Origin of the sequence: Gordonia namibiensis NBRC 108229 (assembly GCF_000298235.1) — a bacterium.
GTDB lineage: Bacteria > Actinomycetota > Actinomycetes > Mycobacteriales > Mycobacteriaceae > Gordonia > Gordonia namibiensis.
Genome location: NZ_BAHE01000031.1, coordinates 1 through 21,874 on the forward strand (window position 1 = coordinate 1; position 21,874 = coordinate 21,874).

20 protein-coding genes and 2 riboswitches are annotated in these 21,874 nt (G+C 67.1%); of the genes, 9 read left to right on the forward strand and 11 right to left on the reverse strand.

The genetic code is table 11. The features are described 5' to 3' along the window. Positions 1–335 (forward strand): IS30 family transposase (locus GONAM_RS16090; RefSeq protein ID WP_006865789.1); only part of this gene is annotated, 335 nt, incomplete at its 5' end. A gap of 136 nt (positions 336–471) precedes the next feature. Here GONAM_RS16090 and GONAM_RS16095 read toward each other — a convergent pair. The 4 genes from GONAM_RS16095 to GONAM_RS16110 form a co-directional block, all read right to left on the reverse strand. After that, on the reverse strand, positions 472–1,596 hold the full coding sequence (locus GONAM_RS16095) for a glycosyltransferase family 4 protein (RefSeq protein WP_006867821.1): 1,125 nt from the start codon (positions 1,594–1,596) through the stop codon (positions 472–474). Beyond that, positions 1,596–2,999: a gluzincin family metallopeptidase gene (locus tag GONAM_RS16100; RefSeq protein ID WP_006867822.1), complete on the reverse strand. Its 1,404-nt coding sequence runs from the start codon at positions 2,997–2,999 to the stop codon at positions 1,596–1,598. Before GONAM_RS16100 ends, GONAM_RS16095 begins: the two co-directional genes overlap by 1 nt. 9 nt (positions 3,000–3,008) lie before the next feature. Continuing rightward, on the reverse strand, positions 3,009–4,028 hold the full coding sequence (locus tag GONAM_RS16105) for a C40 family peptidase (protein ID WP_006867823.1): 1,020 nt from the start codon (positions 4,026–4,028) through the stop codon (positions 3,009–3,011). A 197-nt stretch (positions 4,029–4,225) separates the two neighbouring features. After that, positions 4,226–4,909, reverse strand: coding sequence for a C40 family peptidase (locus GONAM_RS16110; protein ID WP_006867824.1), 684 nt, complete (start codon positions 4,907–4,909; stop codon positions 4,226–4,228). A gap of 17 nt (positions 4,910–4,926) precedes the next feature. Beyond that, positions 4,927–5,157, reverse strand: a riboswitch (cyclic di-AMP (ydaO/yuaA leader). A gap of 671 nt (positions 5,158–5,828) precedes the next feature. On the opposite strand from GONAM_RS16110, the gene GONAM_RS16115 reads away from it, so the two are divergent. Together GONAM_RS16115 and GONAM_RS16120 are read left to right on the forward strand one after the other, a co-directional pair. Then, positions 5,829–7,694 (forward strand): DEDD exonuclease domain-containing protein, encoded by a 1,866-nt coding sequence (locus tag GONAM_RS16115; protein WP_006867825.1) that lies wholly within the window; start codon positions 5,829–5,831, stop codon positions 7,692–7,694. Then, positions 7,691–7,969, forward strand: coding sequence for an Lrp/AsnC family transcriptional regulator (locus tag GONAM_RS16120; RefSeq protein WP_005200119.1), 279 nt, complete (start codon positions 7,691–7,693; stop codon positions 7,967–7,969). The genes GONAM_RS16115 and GONAM_RS16120 overlap by 4 nt, the downstream gene beginning before the upstream one ends. On the opposite strand, the gene trpD is transcribed toward GONAM_RS16120, so the two are convergent. Beyond that, on the reverse strand, positions 7,966–9,042 hold the full coding sequence (gene trpD, locus GONAM_RS16125) for an anthranilate phosphoribosyltransferase (protein WP_040536737.1): 1,077 nt from the start codon (positions 9,040–9,042) through the stop codon (positions 7,966–7,968). The genes GONAM_RS16120 and trpD overlap by 4 nt on opposite strands. 11 nt (positions 9,043–9,053) lie before the next feature. Then, positions 9,054–9,551, reverse strand: a complete 498-nt coding sequence (locus tag GONAM_RS16130; protein WP_006867827.1) for a hypothetical protein — start codon at positions 9,549–9,551, stop codon at positions 9,054–9,056. Between the two features lie 168 nt (positions 9,552–9,719). Between GONAM_RS16130 and ctaE the strand changes: the two genes are divergently transcribed. From ctaE to GONAM_RS16155, 5 genes are all read left to right on the forward strand, one after another. Next, positions 9,720–10,331: an aa3-type cytochrome oxidase subunit III gene (ctaE, locus tag GONAM_RS16135; RefSeq protein ID WP_083876438.1), complete on the forward strand. Its 612-nt coding sequence runs from the start codon at positions 9,720–9,722 to the stop codon at positions 10,329–10,331. A gap of 114 nt (positions 10,332–10,445) precedes the next feature. Continuing rightward, the gene (gene qcrC / locus GONAM_RS16140; protein WP_006867829.1) at positions 10,446–11,297 is read left to right on the forward strand and encodes a cytochrome bc1 complex diheme cytochrome c subunit; all 852 of its coding nucleotides are present in this window, start codon (positions 10,446–10,448) and stop codon (positions 11,295–11,297) included. Further along, entirely contained in the window at positions 11,294–12,451 is a 1,158-nt protein-coding gene (gene qcrA, locus GONAM_RS16145) for a cytochrome bc1 complex Rieske iron-sulfur subunit (RefSeq protein ID WP_006867830.1), read from the forward strand. The genes qcrC and qcrA overlap by 4 nt, the downstream gene beginning before the upstream one ends. After that, on the forward strand, positions 12,448–14,070 hold the full coding sequence (gene qcrB / locus GONAM_RS16150) for a cytochrome bc1 complex cytochrome b subunit (protein WP_006867831.1): 1,623 nt from the start codon (positions 12,448–12,450) through the stop codon (positions 14,068–14,070). The genes qcrA and qcrB overlap by 4 nt, the downstream gene beginning before the upstream one ends. A 113-nt stretch (positions 14,071–14,183) precedes the next feature. Next, on the forward strand, positions 14,184–15,674 hold the full coding sequence (locus tag GONAM_RS16155; protein ID WP_083876439.1) for a bifunctional phosphatase PAP2/diacylglycerol kinase family protein: 1,491 nt from the start codon (positions 14,184–14,186) through the stop codon (positions 15,672–15,674). Between the two features lie 93 nt (positions 15,675–15,767). Here GONAM_RS16155 and GONAM_RS16160 read toward each other — a convergent pair whose 3' ends face one another. Next, positions 15,768–16,184 (reverse strand): cytochrome c oxidase subunit 4, encoded by a 417-nt coding sequence (locus GONAM_RS16160; RefSeq protein WP_006867833.1) that lies wholly within the window; start codon positions 16,182–16,184, stop codon positions 15,768–15,770. Positions 16,185–16,186: 2 nt separating this feature from the next. After that, positions 16,187–17,287 (reverse strand): aa3-type cytochrome oxidase subunit II, encoded by a 1,101-nt coding sequence (ctaC, locus tag GONAM_RS16165; RefSeq protein ID WP_006867834.1) that lies wholly within the window; start codon positions 17,285–17,287, stop codon positions 16,187–16,189. A gap of 331 nt (positions 17,288–17,618) precedes the next feature. Between ctaC and asnB the strand changes: the two genes are divergently transcribed. After that, positions 17,619–19,544 (forward strand): asparagine synthase (glutamine-hydrolyzing), encoded by a 1,926-nt coding sequence (gene asnB / locus GONAM_RS16170; protein WP_006867835.1) that lies wholly within the window; start codon positions 17,619–17,621, stop codon positions 19,542–19,544. Positions 19,545–19,738: 194 nt separating this feature from the next. On the opposite strand, the gene GONAM_RS16175 is transcribed toward asnB, so the two are convergent. The 3 genes from GONAM_RS16175 to GONAM_RS16185 form a co-directional block, all read right to left on the reverse strand. Continuing rightward, positions 19,739–20,053 carry a DMT family transporter gene (locus GONAM_RS16175; RefSeq protein WP_006867836.1) on the reverse strand — a complete coding sequence of 105 codons (315 nt, stop codon included), beginning with the start codon at positions 20,051–20,053 and terminating at the stop codon, positions 19,739–19,741. A gap of 10 nt (positions 20,054–20,063) precedes the next feature. Then, positions 20,064–20,131, reverse strand: a riboswitch (guanidine-III (ykkC-III) riboswitch). Positions 20,132–20,246: 115 nt separating this feature from the next. Further along, on the reverse strand, positions 20,247–21,218 hold the full coding sequence (locus tag GONAM_RS16180; protein WP_217997549.1) for a carbohydrate kinase family protein: 972 nt from the start codon (positions 21,216–21,218) through the stop codon (positions 20,247–20,249). Between the two features lie 121 nt (positions 21,219–21,339). Further along, on the reverse strand, positions 21,340–21,693 hold the full coding sequence (locus tag GONAM_RS16185; RefSeq protein ID WP_005200132.1) for a HesB/IscA family protein: 354 nt from the start codon (positions 21,691–21,693) through the stop codon (positions 21,340–21,342). Positions 21,694–21,874: the final 181 nt, after the last annotated feature.

Genomic DNA, 21,874 nt, shown 5'->3' on the forward strand with positions numbered 1-21,874 from the left:
TCCCCGAGATCCTGCAGCGGTCGTTGACCTGGGATCAAGGTACGGAGATGGCGTTACACACCGCGATCACCGCAGCCACCGGGCTGCCGATCTACTTCGCCGACCCGCACAGCCCCTGGCAGCGCGGCAGCAACGAGAACACCAACGGCCTGCTGCGCCAGTACTTCCCCAAAGGAACCGACCTGTCATTCCACGGGCCCGGCATCCTGGCTAACGTGGCCGCCGAACTCAACGGCCGACCCCGCAAACGACACGGCTTCCGCAGCCCCGCCTACAAGCTCGACGAACTACTACGCTCAGAACCAACCGATCCCGCTGTTGCAGCCACCGGTTGAATCCGCCGAGCGATATGTCGCCGGCGGCGCTGTGGAGGGCGCTTTTCAGGGGCGCATTTCTGCGCTGGGCGGAAAGCAGGGGCGCATTTCAGGGGTGGATTTCGGGGGCGCATTTCAGCCCCGGAGAGCCAGCAGCTCAGAGCAACTGCCGCAACCGGGCGGCCATCTGACTCCACTGCCAGTTGTCGACGACGAAACGTCGTCCGGCAGCGCCCATCTCAGCCGCAGCGGCCCGGTCGCCCAGGATCGACAGGATCGCCAGGGCGACGGCGTCGACATCGGTGCCGTCCACGGTCGTGCCGGTGACCCCTTCGACGACCGTCTCCGGTGCTCCGCCGGACAGACCCGCGACCACCGGCACACCCGTGGCCGACGCCTCGAGGTAGACGATCCCGAGCCCTTCGACGTCGAGCCCTCCCCCGCGTGTGCGGGACGGCATCGCGAAGACGTCGGCGATGTTGTGGTACGCCGAGAGTTCTTCGGCCGGAACCGATCCCGTGAAGATCACCTGGTCCTCGACACCGGTCCGCGTCGCCAGTGCATGCAGCTTCTCCGCGTACGGCCCTCCACCGACGATCACCAGGACGGCGTCGGGCATCGTTCGACGGATGAGCGGCAGCGCCCGGATCAGCACGTCCTGTCCCTTGCGCGGCACGAGGCGCGACAGACACAGGATCGTCGGCCGGTCCCCCAGTTCGTGGCGGTCCCGGAACTTCTGCCGCAGAACAGGATCGGGTGAGAAGCGGGCGACGTCGACGCCGGGCGGCAGGTATTCGAGTGCTGCGTACGCACCGAAGGCCGACGCGAATCGACCTCGGGTGTACCGGCTGACGAAGGTGATCACGTCGGTGTGGCGACCGATGTGGCCCAGGACCTGACGCGCAACGGGGAGCATCGACCAGCCGACTTCGTGACCGTGGGTGCTCGCGAGGATGCGCTGTGCACCAGCGCGCCGCATCGCGGGCGCGAGGACGGCCAGCGGCGCGGCCGCCCCGAACCAGACCGTCGAGATCTGCTCGCGCCGAACGATCTCCGCTGCACGCCGGGCGACGAACGGGGTCGGCAACATCAGCGTCGTGCGATGGCGGTACACCCGGTAGGGCGCCTCGGCGTCGAAGTCGAGGTGCGATCGGCCGCGCCACCGCGGCGCGTAGACGACGATGTCCTCCGGCGGGAGCAGGTCGACCAGGTTCTGCAGGTAGGACTGGATCCCGCCCGGTCGGGGCGGAAAGTCGTTGGTGATCAACAGGGTTCGCGCCATCAGCCGACCTGCCCGTCGAGCCATCGACCCCATCCGGTGATGAGCTCGTCGCGGCTGACACCGAGCGCGGCCCGGATGGCGGCGTCCTGACGAGTCGGATCGGCGGTCGCCGCGACCCCGAGATAGAACCTCTTCAGACGCGCCTCGTCGTAACGGTCGGCGATGTAGGCGGCCATCGACCATGCGCTCTGGTAGGCGAGCTGCGAGGTCTGCCCGTCCATCGCGAAGGCCGCATCGTCGGGCAGCGCGGTCGGCGTGTTCCCCGCCCGGACCACCTCGGTCAGATCGGGCGCGGCGTCGGCGAGACGCCGGTACGTCCCCTTGCGGCCGACGTACTCGGCCACCCCTTCGGTGATCCAGAGCGGGGCGTCGAGAGCCGTTTGCGCACGGGCTGCGACGTGGGTGAGCTCGTGGCGCAGCACGACGTCGAGGGTCGGCGGGGCCAGGTCGTCGGCGGCCGGGGTGAAGACCACACGCTGGCCGATGGCGGTACGACGGGGGAAGTCCACCCGGCTGTAGACAGTCGCCGCGGCCGCCGCGCCGATCGCGCCGCCGTCCTGGGTGACGAGATCGGAGAACTCGTCCTGGTCGGAGGTGGTCACCAGCACGGCGCGCCGGTCCCACGAATCCCCCCAGAAGGCGGTCACCGCGTCGACGGCGTCGGGCAGCAGCTCGGGCAGGTTCGCCGCCGCCGCGCTGGTGCGGAGGTAGCGGGTGATCACCGACGACCCACCTGCGGTGGCGACGTCGGAGACGGACAGTCCGGGCAATTCCCACAGCTGGGTGGGGGTCGGCTCCGCGCCGAGTGCCGCGGTGTCGCCGACGAGCTTCCACGCGTCGCCGTAGCGGGCGACCACGAATTGGGTCGTCACGACGACCTCGGGTTCGTCGACACCGGGTGCGCGTTCACCACCGAGGGCGTACCGCAGCTCCACCGGTGCCACCCAGGCATCCGAACTGCCGTTCGCGTCAAGGCGACCCTGCACATCGGCGGGTACCAGCGTCTCGGCCTCCTCGGTGGGAGCCAGCTGGTAGCGGAAGCTCTTGAACTGCAGCCGGCCGTCGGAGTCGCCGCGCGCAGACTGCCGGGGACGGAAGTTCTCGGCCGCGGTGACCCAGCGGCTTCTGAAGGCCGGGGTCGCCGCATCGTCGAGCAACGACCCGATCTTCGGCACATCCCCCGACGTGATCGTCCCGGTCAGGTCGTCGAGCAGACGCGTCACACCCTCGGCGCGCTGTTGCTCGTAAGGGTTGGCCGGCGTCGAGGTCGTCGTGGAGGTGCCACCGGAGGTCGACCCGTCGGCCGTGGACGGCGCCTGGCCGCCGCATCCGGTGGTCACACCGACGAGCAGCACCACCGCGGACGCGAGCGTCGGGCGCCAACGCCCGCGGAGTGAAACCACCAGAGGAGTCTAGAACCGACGGCCGGAGTTGAACGGACCGGCCTCGTCGAGCGGGACGACCTTGACCGGGACACCGAAGGTCGAGGCGTGGATGACGTATCCGTCACCGACGTACATCCCGACGTGGTGGGCGTCCGGGTAGTAGATGACCAGGTCGCCCGGCTTGAGGTCCTCGCGGGACACCGGCTGACCGCCGGCCATCTGCGCCTCACTCGACCGCGGGATGGTCTTGCCGGCCTGCTTGTAGGCCCACACCATCAGACCCGAGCAGTCGAACGAGCTCGGACCGGTCGCACCCCACACATACGGATCACCGATGCGCGTGAGGGCTGCCTGCACGGCGACGAGCGCGGCGGCGGTGCCCTTGGGGACGATCCGCGGGTCGAAGTCGAACTTCGGGCCGCGCAGGGCGGCGAGTTGCTTGCCGGTCATCGACTGGTAGATCGCGCGGATCTGGATCGCCTGCATCTGCAGGTCGGCCTGCTTGGTCTGGAGGTCTCCACGCACCCGTTCGGCGCGCGAGACGGCCTCCGACGCCGCGAGCGCGGTCTGGTCGGCGTCCTTCTTGGCGGCCGCGGTACGCGCGCGGACCTTCTTGATGGCGGTCAGGTCGGAAGCGGCCTGCCGCGAGATCATGTCGAGTCCCGACATCTGGTCGAGCAGCGCCTGCGGCGAGTCGCTGACCATCACGGCGTAGAGCCCGCTGACACGGGCGCCCTGGTAGCTGGCGCGCACGATGGAGTCGACCCTGGCCTGGTAGGAGGCGAGCTGCTCACGGCTGATGTCGAGCTTGCGCTGGGCGTCGGCGGCGGCCCGCTTCGCCTGGGTGACGATCGAGCGCTGCTTGTCGTACTCGATCTTGGCGTTGTGCATCGCCTCAGTGGTCTTCTCGGCCTCGGTGCCGAGCTGCTTGTAGCGATCGAGAAGCTGATCGGCCGATCGCGCGGGCGCGGCCTGAGCCTGTCCGACACCGCCGGTCGTCAGCGGGACGACCGTCACCATCGCCGCCAGCAGACACAAGACGAGCATCACCGGGCCCGATCGAGCGCGAAGACGCGTCGCGTTCACTGGTCCCTCCCCGGAAAGCACGGTTCAGTCACTCCTCTACCGCTTCGTTCCTCCCCCGCGGACCACCCTGTCATCCCCCGATGGCCCCCGAGACCGGATCAGGCGGATCGCACAAAGCTCGCGACCCGCCCTCTCCTGATGCTCTTGTTCAGTTGGTATCAGTACCGCCGGATACCGGTGAGCTGCCATTCCTTGACGGCGTCGCGCTTCACGGGCGTGCCATAGGTCGAGGAGTGGACGAACTGTCCGTTTCCGACGTAGATGCCGGCATGGCCGCCACCGTTGAAGATCATCACATCGCCGGGCTTGGCCTCGCTGTAGGAGACCGCGCGACCGCCACCGAGCTGGCCGTAGCTGTCACGGGGGATGGTCTTGCCGGCCTGCTTGTACGACCAGTAGACGAGACCCGAGCAGTCGAAGGCGTTGGGGCCGGCCGAACCGTAGGAGTACGGCGAGCCGATCTTGCTCTCCGCAGCCTTGACGGCCTTCTGGCCGGCGGTCAGCTGGGGCTGCCCGAGGGGGGCGCCACCGTGCGGACGGAACTGCTGCGGGATCTGGTTCTGACCGATACCCGGGATGGTGAACTGGCCGACGTTGGGGATCTCGACCGTGGCAGCCGGCGACTTCTTCGCGACGGGCTTGGGCGCGGGGGCCGCTTCCGGAGCCTTCTTCTCACCGGGCAGAGCCGGGATCTCGAAGGTACCGAGCGGGGTCTCGACCGGGGCTGCGAGAGCAGGGCCAGCCGCGGCAGCGAGCGAACCGAGCGTGATCGATCCAGCGATCACCGCCTTCTTGGCAACCTTGCTCCCACGATTGGGCTGTTCCAAACGATGTTTGGGCACGAAGCGAGTTCTCCTTCAGTTTCTCCCTGTACCGCCGACCGAGTTAGCTGTCGGGTTCGGGCCGGAAGAGTGGCCCTACGCGTTTTTGGCACAGCCAGATCCCAGAAGGACGCTGTTGCGCGTTGACGCGATTCACCCCGATCGGGACAGTCCTGCCTGGTCATGTCAGTGCTGACATACGCGGCGACGCTGCCCGAAGTAAGTGGTTCCCCGGTTCGCCCGTGAGGACGATTGAGCGGTGACTTTGGCGGACCACTTCTGTTGAAGCGGGACGCTCCGCAAAGGTCTCAGAAAGGTTACGAAATCGTCGGCGCTGTGTCCACTAGGCAACGGACACGCAATTCGCCACCGATTTTCAGCCTGCGCGGAGCTCGGTCGAGGACACGACCCGAAAAGGCGTCTGACGTGCGGTTTTCGCCGTTCTTGCAGATCGTGCAGCGGCACTGGTGACCATTGCAGCAGACTGGAGAACATCGATCGCGAGGTCCAGTTCCGCATCGTCGTCGAGGGCCTGCACCGTTACCGAAGCTCCACCTTCACCAGGTGCATCGTCCCAGTTCGGGCCGCCGAAAAGCACTGTCATCATGCACCCGTCACAGGCGACGGGGCGGGCCGGGCAGGTCGCGCAGTCAACATGCATCGTGTGATCTCCATCTCATCTGGCCGTCGGAGGGGTTTGAACTCCGAATCGGGCGGGTCACGGCGGGCAGATTCGGCGCCGTCGGCGCCGATCTCTCACTTCGAGGTGGAGACTAGGGGGCACCACCGACAAACTCGTTCGCACACTGTTCGACACATGCGTCACATCAGTAACAAGCGACGTCGACCAACACCTCATCCGCACTCCCCGACCCAAAACGGAACGGCCGATCGGGGTGTCACATCCGCGGTGTCGGTGCATCGAACTAGTGTTCGCCTCGTGACGCGCAGAGATGGTGGTGGTGCAGCCACAGGACAGGGGACGTCGGGACAACTGACCTTCGCCGACCTCGAGGCCGCCGACCAGGCGACCGACGGCGACGCCATCTCGAGCGAGTTCAGCGATCGCGCCCTGTTCGACACCACCCTCGTCGTCGTCGACCTCGAGACGACCGGTTCCAGTCCGACGGACGACCGCATCACCGAGATCGGTGCGGTGAAGATCCGCGGCGGCGAGGTGATCGGCGAGTTCGCCACCCTCGTCGATCCGGGCCGGGCCATCCCGCCGCAGATCGTCACGCTCACCGGGATCACGACGGCGATGGTCACCGACGCACCCCGGATCGAATCCGTGCTGCCGGCGTTCCTCGAGTTCGCCCGCGGCTCGATCCTGGTCGCCCACAACGCGCGCTTCGACATGGGATTCCTACGGCAGAACGCCCTCCGGCTCCACCTGGACTGGCCCTTCAGCCTGAGCCTCTGCACCGTGACGATGGCACGGCGCATCCTGCCACGCGATGAGGCGCCCACGGTCAAGCTCAGCGCCCTGGCCGAACTCTTCGACGTCTCCGTCCGTCCCACCCACCGGGCCCTGGACGACGCCCGCGCCACGGTCGAGGTCTTCCACCGTCTGCTCGAACGCGTCGGGAACCAGGGCATCTCGACGGTCGGAGAACTCACCTCGTATCTGCCGCGCACCGATCCCCGTCTGCGAGCCAAGCGTCAGATGGCCGACCGCGTGCCCGCGCGGCCTGGTGTCTATCTGTTCCGCGGGCCGTCGAACGAGGTTCTCTATGTCGGTACCGCGGTGGACCTCCGACGCCGCGTCCGTTCCTACTTCTCCGGCAGCGACCCCCGGCGCCGCATCACCGAGATGGTCTTGCTCGCCGAGCGCGTCGACGTCGTCGAGTGCTCCCATGCCCTGGAGGCGGCCGTCCGCGAGCTGCGGCTACTGGCGGCGCACGCGCCCGCCTACAACCGGCGGTCGACGCAGCCCCACAAGGGATGGTGGGTGACGCTCACCGAAGAGCGTTTTCCCCGCCTCAAGGTGAGCCGCACACCCACCGACGAGTCCATCGGCCCGGTGGGCAACCGCAACAATGCGGCGACGGTCGCCGACGTGATCGCCGCGGCCGCCGGATTACGCACGTGCACGAAGCGTCTCGGGGCCACCGGCTACCACTGGTGCCCGACGCCCGACGGCGTCCGCCAGCCCGGCGGATGTCATGCCGCCGCCGAGCAGCCCCAGACCGTTCCGGACTACCTGCCGCGCGTGACCGCGGCCCGACGCCTCATGCGTGGAGAGGCCGACGATCTCCTCGACGACCTCACCGCCCGGCTCGCCGACCTCTCCGAGGCGCAGATGTTCGAGACCGCCGCACGACATCGCGACCGGCTCGCCCTGACCATCGACGCCCTGGCGCGGTGTCAGCGGCTGGCCGCGCTGTGTGCGATCGCCGAGATCGTCATCGCCCGTCCCGACGACGAACGCGGCTGGCATTTCGCCGTCGTCCGGCACGGACGACTCGCGGCGGCCGGACGCGCGCGGCGAGGCGTCTCCCCCATGCCGGTCGTCGACGCGCTCGTGGCCGCTGCCGAGACCGTCATCCCCGAGCCGGGACCGTTGCGCGGGGCTCCGGCGGAGGAGGTGGCGCTGATCTACCGGTGGATGACCGAGCCCGGGGCCCGGATCGTGTCCACCACCGACCCGGTGGCACTCCCGGCGGGATGCGCCGAACGCCGGCGCGGCTGGTCACAATCCGCACGCGATGCCCGCTCCGACGCCCGCGCGGTGGTGCACCGGACACCACGGGCCGCGCAGCGCTCGCCGATCCGCGAGCTCGTGGCCACTAGGCTTGCGCCATGATCACTGCCATCGTCCTCATCCAGGCCGACATCCACCAGATCCCGGAGACCGCTCAGGCCGTGGCCGACATCGCCGGCGTCGAAGAGGTGTACTCCTGCGCGGGCGACGTCGACCTCATCGCGAAGATCCGCGTCCGCGACCACGAGCACATCGCTTCGGTGGTGACCGGGCAGATCAACCGCCTGCCCGGAGTGCTCAAGTCCGCCACCCACATCGCGTTCCGCAGCTACTCCAGCTCGGACGTCGAGGGCGGCTTCTCCATCGGAGAGAACTAGCCGCGGGCCGCCGACCCCAGCTGGGTGCTCAGCGACGCCCAACGGTCGAGCAGCGTCGCCGCCGCCCCCGAGTCGATGGCGTCGGCGGCACGATCCTTCGCGGCACCGAGTGCCTCGGTCAGCTCGTCCGAGGTCATCGGACCCTGCTGTTCGAACGCCACGATCGCTCCGGCGGAATTCAGCAACACCGCGTCGCGTACGGGACCTGTTGTGCCCGAGAACAATTCGCGGGCGATGGCAGCATTGGCGACCGCATCGCCACCCTGCAGCGCGGACAACTGGACGCGTGCGATGCCGAGATCGGCCGGATCGACGCTGAGCTGGGACACCTGGCCGCCGACGACCTGCCACACCGTCGACGTCGTGGTCGTGGTGAGTTCGTCGAGGCCGTCGTCGCCGCGTACCACCAGAGCCGAACCGCCACGGTCGGCGAAGGCGCTGGCGAGGACCGGGGCGAGGTCGGAGAAGGCGCACCCGATGAGGCCGGCCGTGGGACGTGCCGGGTTGGTCAGTGGCCCGAGCACGTTGAACACGGTCGGGATGCCGATCTCCTTGCGCGGCGGACCGGTGAACCGGAACGCCGGGTGGAACACCGGAGCGAAGCAGAACCCGATACCGAGTTCGTCGACACACTGCGCGACCGCGTCGGCCGACAGGGTGATGTCCACCCCGAGCGCCTCGAGCACGTCGGCACCGCCGCTCTTCGACGACGCCGCGCGGTTGCCGTGCTTCACGACCGCGACACCGGCGGCCGCGATCACGATCGAGGTCATCGTGGAGATGTTGACGGTGTGCGACCGGTCGCCGCCGGTACCCACCACGTCGACCGCCGGACGGCTCACCTCGACGAGCGTGGCGTGATCGAGCATCGCCTGGGCCAGACCGACGAGCTCGCCGGGCGCGGCGCCCTTCATCTTCACGCCGACGCCGAAGGCGGCGATCTGGGCGCCGCTGGCACTGTCGGTCATGATCTCATTCATCGCCCAGCCGGCCTCTTCGGCGGACAGGTCGATGCGATCGGTGATCTTGCCGAGGATCTGCGGCCAGGTGAAGGCAGACTGTGCGGTACTCACAGGCAGAGAGCCTAGTGCCCCGCCCCGCCCGGCGGACGCTGCAGTACGGACCATCGGCGGGCGATTCCGTCGTGACGGGATCCCAGACTCGCCATCCGGGACCGTTCCTGCGACAGATGCATGGCGTCGAGCAACTGGACACGCGCCAGGACGAGTACCTCGAGCCGGTCGTCGACGGCCCGGGGCGGCGACCCCCAACGGTCGTCGTCGACCACCTCGTAACCGTCGAGCGCGGCCACCGCTGCGGCGTCGCCGAGCCGATCCGCGGGCACCTCCAGATCGTGACGGAGGATGACCTCTTCTTCTGCCCGCCACGACGACGCCTCCAGGGCCGTCGACGAGGCGATCGCGTCGTCGTCGGAACCGGCGACCACCACCACCTCGTCGGTGAGGCCCAGCGGACCGGCGCCACCACCGCCCCGCAACCGTGATCGCAGGCGCGCCAGGCGACCCCGGGCGACGACCCGCCCGTTGAGGTCGCGGGAACCCGAGGAATCCGAACTCGACATGAACTCACCGTAGTCACTGCGAGAAGGTCGCGAACAGAGCCGCCGAACAGGGTCTGCGGACACGCCGGAGTCGACACCACAGGGCCCCGACCTGCAGCGGGACAAAAACCTGCCCCCAATATCCGACCCGGGTGGCCACCGCTTACTACGAACCGTCATACTTCACTTGTGACAAGCGCCGTAGGTACCTCAGGAACAGCCATCACCTCGCGCGTCCATTCGCTGAACCGTCCCAACATGGTCAGCGTCGGCACGATCGTCTGGCTGTCCAGTGAGCTCATGTTCTTCGCTGGCCTCTTCGCGATGTACTTCGTCGCCCGGGCCAACTCCGCTGTCGGCTGGCCCATGGAGCCAACCGAGCTGAATCTAGGTCTCGCCATACCGGTGACGACCGTCCTGATTCTGTCCTCGGTGACCTGCCAGATGGGCGTGTTCGCCGCCGAGCGAGGTGACGTCTTCGGCCTCCGCCGCTGGTACGTCATCACGCTGGCCATGGGCACGTTCTTCGTGTGCGGCCAGGCGTACGAGTACTACCACCTGGTCGAGCACGGCACGACGCTGGCGTCGAGTGCATACGGCTCCGTCTTCTACATGACGACCGGCTTCCATGGCCTGCACGTCATCGGCGGTCTGATCGCATTCGTCTACCTGCTGATCCGTACCAAGCTCTCGAAGTTCACCCCGGCGCAGGCAACCGCCGCAATCGTTGTCTCCTACTACTGGCACTTCGTCGACATCGTCTGGATCGGACTGTTCGTCACGATCTACTTCATCCGATGACGCCGGCGACCCCGCGCTCTGCGCGGCCAGCCCCGCAGAGCGCACCTCGCCTGTCGAACGCACAGCGCAAGTCGCTCTAACAAACAGTCCGTCCCGCTTAGTAGAGAGTCACAGATGAGTTCATCTCCACCGCGACCGTCGGATAGCGGCACCGACGCCCGCCGCGCCAAGGCCCGACGCAAGCTCCGTCGACGCGCAAGCGGCACCATCGTGCTCCTGGCCGGTCTGGTCATGGCCGGTGTGCTCGCCTCGGTTCTGACCCCGGACCCCCAGGTCGCGGTGGCGGACGAGAGCAACGCCGCGATGATCAACGACGGTCGCAAGCTCTACGAGACCTCGTGCATCACCTGTCACGGCGCGAACCTGCAGGGTGTGCCCGATCGTGGTCCCGCACTGCTCGGCGTCGGCGATGCCGCCGTGTACTTCCAGGTGTCGACCGGTCGTATGCCGGCCGCACGTGGTGAGGCACAGGCGCAGCGCAAGCCGGCCAAGTTCACCACCGAACAGATCGATCAGCTCGGCGCCTTCATCCAGGCCGAGGGCGGCGGACCGCAGGTCCCGCGCGACGCCAACGGCGCGGTCGCCCAGGGTTCGCTCCGCGGCGACAGCATCGGTCGTGGCAGTGAGCTGTTCCGTCTCAACTGCGCGTCCTGCCACAACTTCACCGGTCGTGGCGGCGCTCTGTCCTCGGGCAAGTTCGCTCCCAACCTGGACGGCGTCAGCGAGGCACAGATCTACACCGCGATGCTGACCGGTCCGCAGAACATGCCCAAGTTCTCGAACCGCCAGCTGGATCCGGAAGAAAAGAAAGACATCATCGCCTACGTCAAGTACGCGACCGAATCAAAGCCCCAGGGTGGCCTCGGCATCGGCGGCTTCGGACCGGTCAGCGAGGGCATGGTGATGTGGTTCGTCGGCGTCATCGCCATCGTCGCAGGCGCCATGTGGATGGGATCTCGAGCATGAGCGGCAGTGACAAGGACGTCCCGTCGCGGGACGAACTGGATCAGATGAGCACCGAAGAGCTCGTCAAACTCGGTACCAATCTCGACGGTGTCGAGATCATTCACCGGACCGAGCGGTACCACGTGCCGGGCACGAAGGTCGAGAAGCGCGCCGAGCGCCAGGTCGCGATCTGGTTCACGATCGCCGGCATCTCTGCCCTCGCCTGCCTGGGCATCTTCCTGTTCAACCATTGGGAATTCGCCCTTCCGGACGATCCGAACTACTGGTGGTACACCTTCAACACGCCGCTCCTCGGTGCGACGTTCGGTCTCTCGGTGCTGTCCATCGGCGTCGCGCTGATCCTGATCACCAAGAAGTTCATCCCGGCCGAGATCTCCGTGCAGGACCGCCACGACGGCGGCTCGGCCGAGGTCGACAAGAAAACGATCGTCGGACTCCTCCAGGACACCGGCACCACGTCGACCCTGGGTCGTCGCAAGATGATCATCGGTTCGGCCGGTTTCGGTCTGGGCGCGTTCGCACTGACCGGGCTCGTCGCCTTCCTCGGTGGCTTCATCAAGAACCCGTGGGCCGAGCGGGAGAACGCTCCCCTGTGGCACTCGGGCTGGTCGCCGATCTACAACTCGAAGGAAGACCCGAACGAGACCATCTACCTGCGTCGCGACACGGGCAACCCGTACCAGGTCGCCCTGGTCCGCCCCGAGGATCTCGACGCCGGCGGCATGGAGACCGTGTTCCCGTGGCGTCGTTCCAACGGGTTCGGAGAGACCGAGCACTCCCGTCACGCGCTGATGGAGAGCCTGCACGAGGTCCGCAACCCCGTCATGCTCATCCGTCTGCGTCCCGAGGACGCGGCCCGCGCCATCAAGCGTCAGGGTCAGGAGAGCTTCAACTACGGTGACTACTTCGCCTTCACCAAGGTCTGCAGCCACCTCGGTTGCCCCGCATCGCTGTACGAACAGCGGAGCAATCGCATCCTGTGTCCCTGCCACCAGTCGCAGTTCGACGCGCTCGAGTACGCCAAGCCGATCTTCGGCCCGGCCGCCCGCGCTCTCGCACAGCTGCCGATCACGGTGAACAATGAGGGTTACCTCGTTGCGGCAGGCGACTTCATCGAGCCCGTCGGACCGGCATTCTGGGAGCGTAAGTCATGACCATCGCAGACCGTCTCGGCGCACAAGCCGAGGAAGTGGACTCGCGGTATCACCTCGCCGCGGGTATGCGTCGCCAGATCAACAAGGTGTTCCCCACCCATTGGTCGTTCATGCTGGGTGAGATCGCTCTCTACAGCTTCATCATCCTGCTGATCTCGGGCGTCTACCTCTCGCTGTTCTTCGATCCGTCGATGACGCACGTCGTCTACGACGGCTCGTACCAGCCGCTCAACGGCGTCATGATGACCAAGGCGTACGAGACCACGCTGAACCTCTCCTTCGAGGTGCGCGGTGGCCTGTTCGTCCGCCAGATCCATCACTGGGCAGCACTGCTGTTCGCGGCGTCGATCATCATCCACATGGCGCGCATCTTCTTCACCGGTGCGTTCCGTCGCCCGCGTGAGGCCAACTGGATCATCGGCTGCCTCCTGCTTGTGCTGGCGATGTTCGAGGGCTTCTTCGGCTACTCGCTCCCCGACGACCTGCTCTCGGGCACCGGCGTCCGCGCCGCCATGAGTGGCATCGTCCTCGGCATCCCGGTCGTGGGCACATGGATCCACTGGGCACTGTTCGGTGGGGACTTCCCCGGCGACATCATCATCCCGCGCCTCTACGTGCTGCACATCCTGCTGTTCCCGGGCATCATCCTGGCCCTGATCGGCGCCCACCTGGCACTGGTCTGGTACCAGAAGCACACCCAGTTCCCCGGCCCCGGCCGCACCGAGAAGAACGTCGTCGGTGTCCGGATCATGCCGGTGTTCGCCGCCAAGGGTGGCGCGATGTTCGCCTTCGTCACCGGCGTCCTGGCCGTCATGGCCGGCATCTTCCAGATCAACCCGGTCTGGAACATCGGCCCGTACAACCCGGCTCAGGTGTCGGCGGGTTCCCAGCCGGACATCTACATGATGTGGACAGACGGTCTGATCCGTATGTTCCCGGCGTGGGAGCTCTACCTCGGCAACTACACCGTCGTCATGTCGAACTGGGTCGTCCTGATCATCACGATCATGTTCGGTCTGATGTTCGCCTACCCATGGATCGAGAAAAAGCTCACCGGCGACGACGCTCACCACAACCTGCTGCAGCGTCCGCGTGACACCCCGGTGCGTACCGCGATCGGCGCCATGGCGCTGTCGTTCTACATCCTGCTGACGATCGCCTGCATGAACGACGTCATCGCACTGAAGTTCCACATCTCGCTGAACGCGACGACGTGGATCGGCCGCATCGGTCTGATCATCCTGCCTCCGGTGGTGTACTTCATCGCCTACCGCTGGGCGATCTCGCTGCAGCGGAGCGACCGCGAGGTCCTGGCACACGGCATCGAGACCGGCATCATCAAGCGCCTGCCGCAGGGTGAGTACATCGAGCTGCACCAGCCGCTCGGCCCGGTCGACAGCCACGGTCACCCGATCCCGCTCCCCTACGAGGGTGTTGCACTGCCGAAGCGGATGAACAAGCTCGGCTCCGCCGGCGCCCCGGGTACGGGTTCGATCCTGACCGCCGACCCCGTGGACGAGCAGCTGCGGAACGCCGAACTCGAGCACGAGATCGAGGCCGGCGAGCGCAAGGCTCTTCGCGAGCTCCAGGCCAAGGGTGGAAACCCACTCGGCGAGTAGTTCCATACAAAGAAAGCGGGCCGTCGCGCACCATCTGGTGCACGACGGCCCGCTTTCTTTGTGCACACCAGCTGCCACTCCCCTACCCCACCGGATATGGCACGGTGGACACCATGCGCCGGTTACGTCATCGCGGTTCCGGCCTGTCCCAGATCACCCGTGGGATGGGCACACTCGACGCCGAGATCTATGACTCGATCGCCCGGTCGCCGAGCCCGCTGCTGGACAAGACGATGCCGGTGTTGACCCATGCGGCGGACCACTCGAAGCTCTGGATGGCGATTGCCGCCGGGTTGGCGGTCTCCGGCCGTCCGTCACTGCAGCGGGGAGCCGCCCGAGGGGTCGCCTCGCTGGCCGTCACCAGTCTCGTGACCAACCAGGGCGCCAAGCGGATTCGACGCCGTGCACGTCCGTCCACGGGGCTCATCCCCGTCCCCCGTCGCGGACGCCGGCAACCGACGTCGAGTTCGTTTCCCTCCGGACACTCCGCCAGCGCAGCAGCATTCGCGGTGGGCGTGGCCGTGGAGAGTCCGCCCGCAGGTCTTCTCCTGTCGGCGCTGGCCGGCCTCGTCGGACTGTCCCGCGTCGCGACCGGTGCCCACTACCCCGGTGACGTCGTGGTCGGACTCGGGATCGGTGCGACCGTCGCGACACTGGGAACACGTGTCGTGCCGCCGATCAGCCGCCCGTCGATTTCCCTCGCCGATCCGTCGGTCGTCGACGCCGAGCCCCGCCCCGACGGCGCGGGTCTCGTCGTGGTCGTGAATCCGGCGTCGTCGGACGGGCGCGGTCGTCGTGTCCTCGATGACATCCGGGAGGCGCTTCCCGCGGCCGAGATCGTCGAGCTCGACGAAGACGACGACGTAGCAACGGTGTTCACCGAAGCCGCGGCACGAGCATCGATCGTCGGCGTCGCGGGTGGGGACGGCACCGTCGCCTGTGCGGCACGCGCAGCCATCGACGCGGACCTGCCGCTCGCGGTGTTCCCAGCCGGCACCTTCAACCACTTCGCACGCGACATCGGTTGTAGGACGGTCGAGGACACCGTCGATGCCATCGCGACCGGCTCGGTGTCCCGGGTCGACGCGGTGTGGCTCAACGACTCCCGGCTGATCCTCAACACCGCGAGCATCGGCGCGTACCCGCACTTCGTGCGCATCAGAGAGCGGCTCCGGCATCGCATCAGCCGTCCGCTCGCCACAGCCGCGGCGATCTTCCGCGTGATCCGCAAGGATGCCCACGTCTGCATCGAGGTCGACGGACGGGTCCTCGACGTCTCCCTGTTCCTGATCGGCAACTCGATCTACCAGCCCACGGGTTTCCTGCCGACACGGCGCCTACGGCTCGACGACGGCCTGCTCGACGTGCGCATCCTGGAGACCGGGCACCGCTGGGCGACCCTGCGTCTCCTGGGATCACTGGCCGCCGGCCGTCTGGAGCGGTCCCGGCTCTACCACGAGATGCAGGTCCCCGAGTTCCGGTTCACCGCCGTGGGCGCCCCGGTGGCGGTGTCCCACGACGGCGAGGTCGAGGACAGCTTCACCGAGGCCCACTTCCGTGTCGACTACCGCAGGCTCAAGGTGTACGGGCCTGTGCACCGATGAGCCGCCGAGTCCCGTAGACCCGCCTGACGCAGAACAAAAGACGACGCCCCACCGTGGAGGTGGGGCGTCGTCTCTGTTGGTTCTTGCGAGCGCTCAGTGCTTCTCGGGGCCGACGTGGTACTCGAAGACGAGTCCGGCGGCAGCACCCATGATCGCCACAGCCGCGAAGATCGCGAGCCAGAAATTGCCGGTGGCGAAGCCGACCGCGAAGGTCGATGCCCCGAGGGCGATCAGGATCGGCCACCACGAGTGCGGGCTGAAGAAGCCCAGCTCGCCTGCGCCGTCCTCGATCTCGGCATCCTCGTAGTCCTCGGGACGGATCTCGACGCGACGCGACACGAATCGGAAGAACGTGCCGGCGATCAGGGTCAGGCCCGCGGCGAAGAACAGACCGACGACGCCGACCCACTCGATGCCCTTAGAGGTGAACGCCGTGAACAGCGTGTACGCCACGCCCGTGAGCGCGAAGAAGGCTGTCAACATCTCGAAGAGGCGTGCTTCGATCTTCATCGTCAGCTCTCCTTCTTGGTGCAGTTGGCGAGGGTCGGGTCATCCGGGTTGCCGGTGGCTCCGACCTTCCCGCCGCCATCACGACGGGTGTCGAACGGAACCGTACTGACCGCTTCCGGCGCCTGGCAGATGGCGGCGAGCGCCTCTGCGTTGGTGGCCTCCGGGTTCGACTGACGGAACCGGATGTAGCTGTCGAAGTCCTCCGGCGAGACCGCGCGGACCTCGAAGTTCATCATCGAGTGGTAGGTACCGCACATCTCAGCGCAGCGGCCGACGAATGCACCGGTCCGGTCGATCGAGCCGATCTGGAAGATCGGGTCGGTCGAGTTCTCCTTCGGGAACGGCATCACGTCGCGCTTGTACAGGAATTCCGGCACCCAGAACGAGTGGATGACGTCGGCCGAGGCGATGTTGAACTCGATGCGCTTACCGGTCGGCAGGACCAGAACCGGGACCTCGGACGACGACCCGACGGTCTCGATCTTGTCGAACTTCAGGTAGTCGCGGACATCGTCGTCACGGCCGCCGGCGGGACCCGGGAGTTCACCGTGCTCGCCACCATGATCGCTGCCGCCGGCGTGCTCGGACTCGGCACCGCCGCTGACCTGACCCTGGACCTCGAACGGGTTGCCCGCGGCCTCGAAGCCGTCGTAGGTCGATCCGTCGCTGAAGATGACCTTGTTGTAGCCGAACTTCCAGTTCCACTGGAACGCGGTCACATCGACCACGACCTTGGAGTCGTCGTTCTTGCCCTCGACGTCGTTCTGCACGATCACGGTGAAGTAGAACAGCACCGCGATGATGACGAACGGGATCGCCGTGTAGGTGAGCTCCAACGGGACGTTGTACGCCGTCTGACGCGGGAAGACGCCCTTCTTGGCGTCGTTCGCGCGGTGGAACGTGATCGTCCAGAAGATCAGGGCCCAGACCAGAATGCCCATGACGAGTGCGGCGATGACGGACCAGGTCCAGAGATCGCCCATTTTCTGCGCCTGAGGCGTGATGCCCTCGGGCCAACCGAACCGCATCGCGTCACGCGCGTCACATCCCGACATCAGCAGCGCGCCGAGTCCGAGTGCCGCGACAAAACCCAGTCGCTTCACCGTCCGCGACGCGGATGAGACACGCCGCGCTCGGGGCCGTCCACCGTGTGCCAATTTCACGCCTTCCTGCTCGCTCACCGGCGCCCTTGCGCCGCAGTGAGTGCATGCCACATGACCTGCACAGGGCAAGTACCCGCCGTGGGCACACGGCAAGTCTCGCACCTAGTACTACGCAGCGTAGACCAACCGGGAGAAGCTTTCGTGATTGGGGTTTGATCCGGTCGTGTCCGAGCCCTCCAGGTCGGAATCCCGCTGGTGGCTCAGGCATACTCGGACGCGACCCGACGCCCGTCGGGACCTGTGCTCGCGACGAGATTGGGGAGAAGCCAACGTGTGTGGTCTGCTCGGCCTTCTGACATCCGACCGGACGGCCGCCGAGGTCGTCGACGCGGTGGCGGTGGCCTCGCACTGCATGCGGCATCGCGGCCCCGACGAGCCGGGTACCTGGCACGACGAGAACATCGTCTTCGGCTTCAACCGCCTGTCGATCATCGACATCGAGCACTCTCACCAGCCGCTGCGCTGGGGTCCGCCGGAGAACCCGGACCGCTACGCCCTGGTCTTCAACGGCGAGATCTACAACTACCTGGAGATCCGCGCCGAGCTCGCCGAGAACGAGGGTGCGATCTTCCGCACCGAGGGTGACAGCGAGGCCATCGTCGCGGCCTTCCACCACTGGGGTCCCGACGCCGTTCGCCGTCTCCGCGGCATGTTCGCCTTCGCCATCTGGGACACCGAGAACCGGTCGCTGTTCCTCGCGCGCGACCCGTTCGGCATCAAGCCGCTGTTCGTCGCATCGGGACCGGGCGGACTGCTTTTCGGCAGCGAGAAGAAGTCGCTGCTCGAGCTCATCGAACGTGTGGGCCTGTCCAAGGACCTGGACCCGCGGGCCGTCGAGCACTACACCGTGCTGCAGTACGTCCCCGAACCCGAGACCATCCACGCGTCGATCCGTCGGCTCGAGTCGGGTTGCCACGCGACCGCCTCCCCCGGCAGCCCGCTGTCGATCCGCCGCTACTTCACGCCGCAGTTCGGCGTGAAGCCGGTGACCGACGCCACGCGCCAGAAGCGCTACGACGAGATCGCCGACGTCCTCGCGGACTCGGTCGCCAAGCACATGCGCGCCGACGTGACCGTCGGCTCCTTCCTGTCAGGCGGTATCGACTCCACGGCCATCGCCGCGCTGGCGATCCGCCACAACCCCGACCTGATCACCTTCACCACCGGCTTCGAGCGCGACGGCTACTCCGAGGTCGACGTCGCCGCCGAGTCGGCCGAGGCGATCGGCGCGAAGCACGTCGTCAAGGTCGTCGGACCGTCGGAATTCATCGAGGCGCTGCCGTCGATCGTCTGGTACCTCGACGACCCGGTCGCCGACCCCGCCCTGGTCCCGCTCTACTTCGTCGCCGCCGAGGCCCGCAAGCACGTCAAGGTCGTGCTGTCCGGTGAGGGCGCCGACGAGCTGTTCGGCGGCTACACCATCTACAAGGAGCCGCTGTCGCTCGCGGCCTTCGACCGTCTCCCCCGCCCGCTGCGTCGGGCAGCCGGCAAGATCTCCGACCGCATCCCCGAGGGCACCCGCGGCAAGAGCCTGCTGCACCGCGGTTCGCTCACCCTCGAGGAGCGCTACTACGGCAACGCCCGCAGCTTCGACGACGCGCGACTCCGCGCGGTACTTCGTGATTACCGCCCCGAGTGGACCCACACCGACGTCACCGCGCCGATCTACGCGATGAGCGAGGGCTGGGACCCGGTTGCCCGCATGCAGCACCTCGACCTCTTCACGTGGCTGCGCGGCGACATCCTGGTCAAGGCTGACAAGATCACCATGGCCAACTCCCTCGAGTTGCGCGTGCCGTTCCTCGACCCCGAGGTGTTCGCGGTCGCCGAACGCCTGCCCCACGACGAGAAGATCTCGCACGGCACCACCAAGTACGCCCTGCGCAAGGCGCTCGAGCAGATCGTCCCGGCGCACGTCCTGCACCGCAAGAAGCTCGGCTTCCCGGTTCCGATCCGCCACTGGCTGGCCGGCACCGAGATGTACGACTGGGCCCACGACACGATCACCAAGAGCCAGACGGACCACATCTTCGACAAGAACGTGGTCATCGCGATGCTCAACGAGCATCGGGAAGGCGTGGTCGACAACAGCCGTCGCCTGTGGACGGTGCTGATCTTCATGATCTGGCACGGCATCTTCGTCGAGGGCACGATCGTGCCGGACATCGTCGACCACACGTACCCGGTCCGCCTCTAGTCCCCCTTCGCTGCCCGCTCCGAACGAACGCGACGCCAACCTTCGCTGCCTGAGGTGCGAGGAGCGCCGGCGACGAGCCTCGAAGGCCTGGTGAGCCGATCTCGCCGGCCCTTCGTGACGCGTCCTCCGCAAGCTCCGGACGCTCCTCAGGAATCGAGGCCGAAGGCGTGCCACTCCTCACTCATGGAGCAGGGTCAGTGCGCCAGCTTCAGCCCGATGACCCCGCCGACGATCATCACCAGGAACAGCGCCTGGACCAGCGAGACCGGCTGCTCACCGGTGGACATCGCGTAGACGACGGTCAGCACCGCACCGATGCCGACCCAGACCGCGTACGCGGTACCCACCGGCAGATCGCGCATCGCGTAGGCCAGGCCGCCCATGCTGATGGCAAGGGCCACGAAGAAGACAACGGACGGTCCGAGCTTGGTGAATCCCTCGGACTTGCCGAGCGCGGTGGCCCAGACGGCCTCGAAGACACCGGACAACACCAGGATCAACCACGACATGACAGCCTCCTGTGGGCCGTCTTGTCGCACACCGGGTACAGCACCCCTCGTCCGGGAGTCCAGTAGAACGGACTCTGCCTCCACGTTGGCACACCGCCGATCCCGAGGGCAATGTCAGACCGATCACCGCCCCGGCACAACGAAAACGGGTGGCGCAGACCGTAGCCCGCGCCACCCGTTCCGAAAGAACTTCTCAGAAGGCGGCTTTGATCTCCGCTGCGGCCTCGGCGCCGTAGGCACCCTCGATGCGGGCGAGGGCGGACTCGATGTCCCAGGACCAGTCCTGCGTGGACACGGTCTCGAGCACCAGCACGGCGACCATCGAGCCGACCTGCGCGGCGCGCTCGAAGCCGAGTCCCTTGGACAGCGCGGACAGGAAGCCGGCGCGGAAACCGTCGCCGACGCCCGTCGGATCGACCTTCTCGGTCTCCGGGACCACACCGACGTGAATGCGGGTGCCGTCACGCTCGACGATCTCGACGCCGTCCTTGCCGAGGGTGGTGACGCGCACGCCGACCATCTCGGCGACCTGTGCCTCGGACAGGCCGGTCTTCTGACGCAGCAGACCCCACTCGTACTCGTTCGTGAACAGGTAGTCGGCACCCTCGATGAGGGTCCGGGCCTGCTCACCGTCCAGACGGGCCAGCTGCTGGCTGGGATCGGCGGCGAACGGGATTCCGGCGGCCCGGCAGGCCTCGGTGTGGCTGAGCATGCCGGCCGGGTCGTCGGCGCCGATCAGCACGAGCTCCGGCGTGCCGGTCTCGGCGATGACGTCGGCGAGGGAGATGTCACGGCTCTCACTCATGGCGCCGGCGTAGAACGTGGCGAGCTGCGCCATCGTCTCGTCGGTTGTGCACATGAAGCGAGCGGTGTGATGGGTCTCGGAGACCCGGACGCCTCGGCAGTCGACGCCGTTGGACTCGAGCCACTTGCGGTAGTCGTGGAAATCCGAGCCGACCGCACCGACGAGCACCGGGTTGCCGCCGAGCTGGCCCATGGCGTAGCAGATGTTGCCGCCGACGCCGCCGCGTCGGACGACGAGGTCCTCGACGAGGAAGCTGAGTGAGATGTGCTCGAGGTGATCGCCGAGCAGCTGCTCGGAGAATTTTCCGGGGAACTTCATCAGATGGTCGGTTGCGATGGAGCCGCATACAACGATTGCCACTGGCGTTCTCAGCCCTTCGGTTGGTTGGTCGGACAGCTGTCCACGCTACCCACTGCCCCGACACACGACACCGGCCGCATCCCGAATCGGGATACGGCCGGTGTCGGAAGACGTGTTCGACTCAGTTGAACGAGTCACCGCAGGCGCAGCTGCCGGTGGCGTTCGGGTTGTCGATCGTGAAGCCCTGCTTCTCGATGGTGTCCACGAAGTCGATGGTGGCGCCCTGGACGTAGGGAGCACTCATCCGGTCGACGGCCAGCGTGACGCCGCCGAAGTCCGAGGTGATGTCGCCGTCGAGGGTGCGATCGTCGAAGAAGAGCTGGTAGCGCAGACCAGCGCATCCACCCGGCTGCACGGCGATGCGCAGCGCGAGGTCGTCGCGACCTTCCTGCTCGAGCAGTGCCTTTGCCTTGGAGGCGGCTGCGTCGCTCAGGATGACGCCGGTGGCAGTGCTCGTTTCGTTCTGCACGGTCATTGATGCTCCTGTAGTGGTGTGGTCCCGGTGTGACGTGGTCCGATCTCGCCGCGGAGCCCTCTGCCCGCGCGTGATCGGGAAACACCCGCTCGCCGGGAGGTCGACCGGTTGTGCCCGTGCGTACAACCGTACTCCTTCCAGGACTATTCCCGCCCATTCGGACCTGGTTTCGATACGGCTC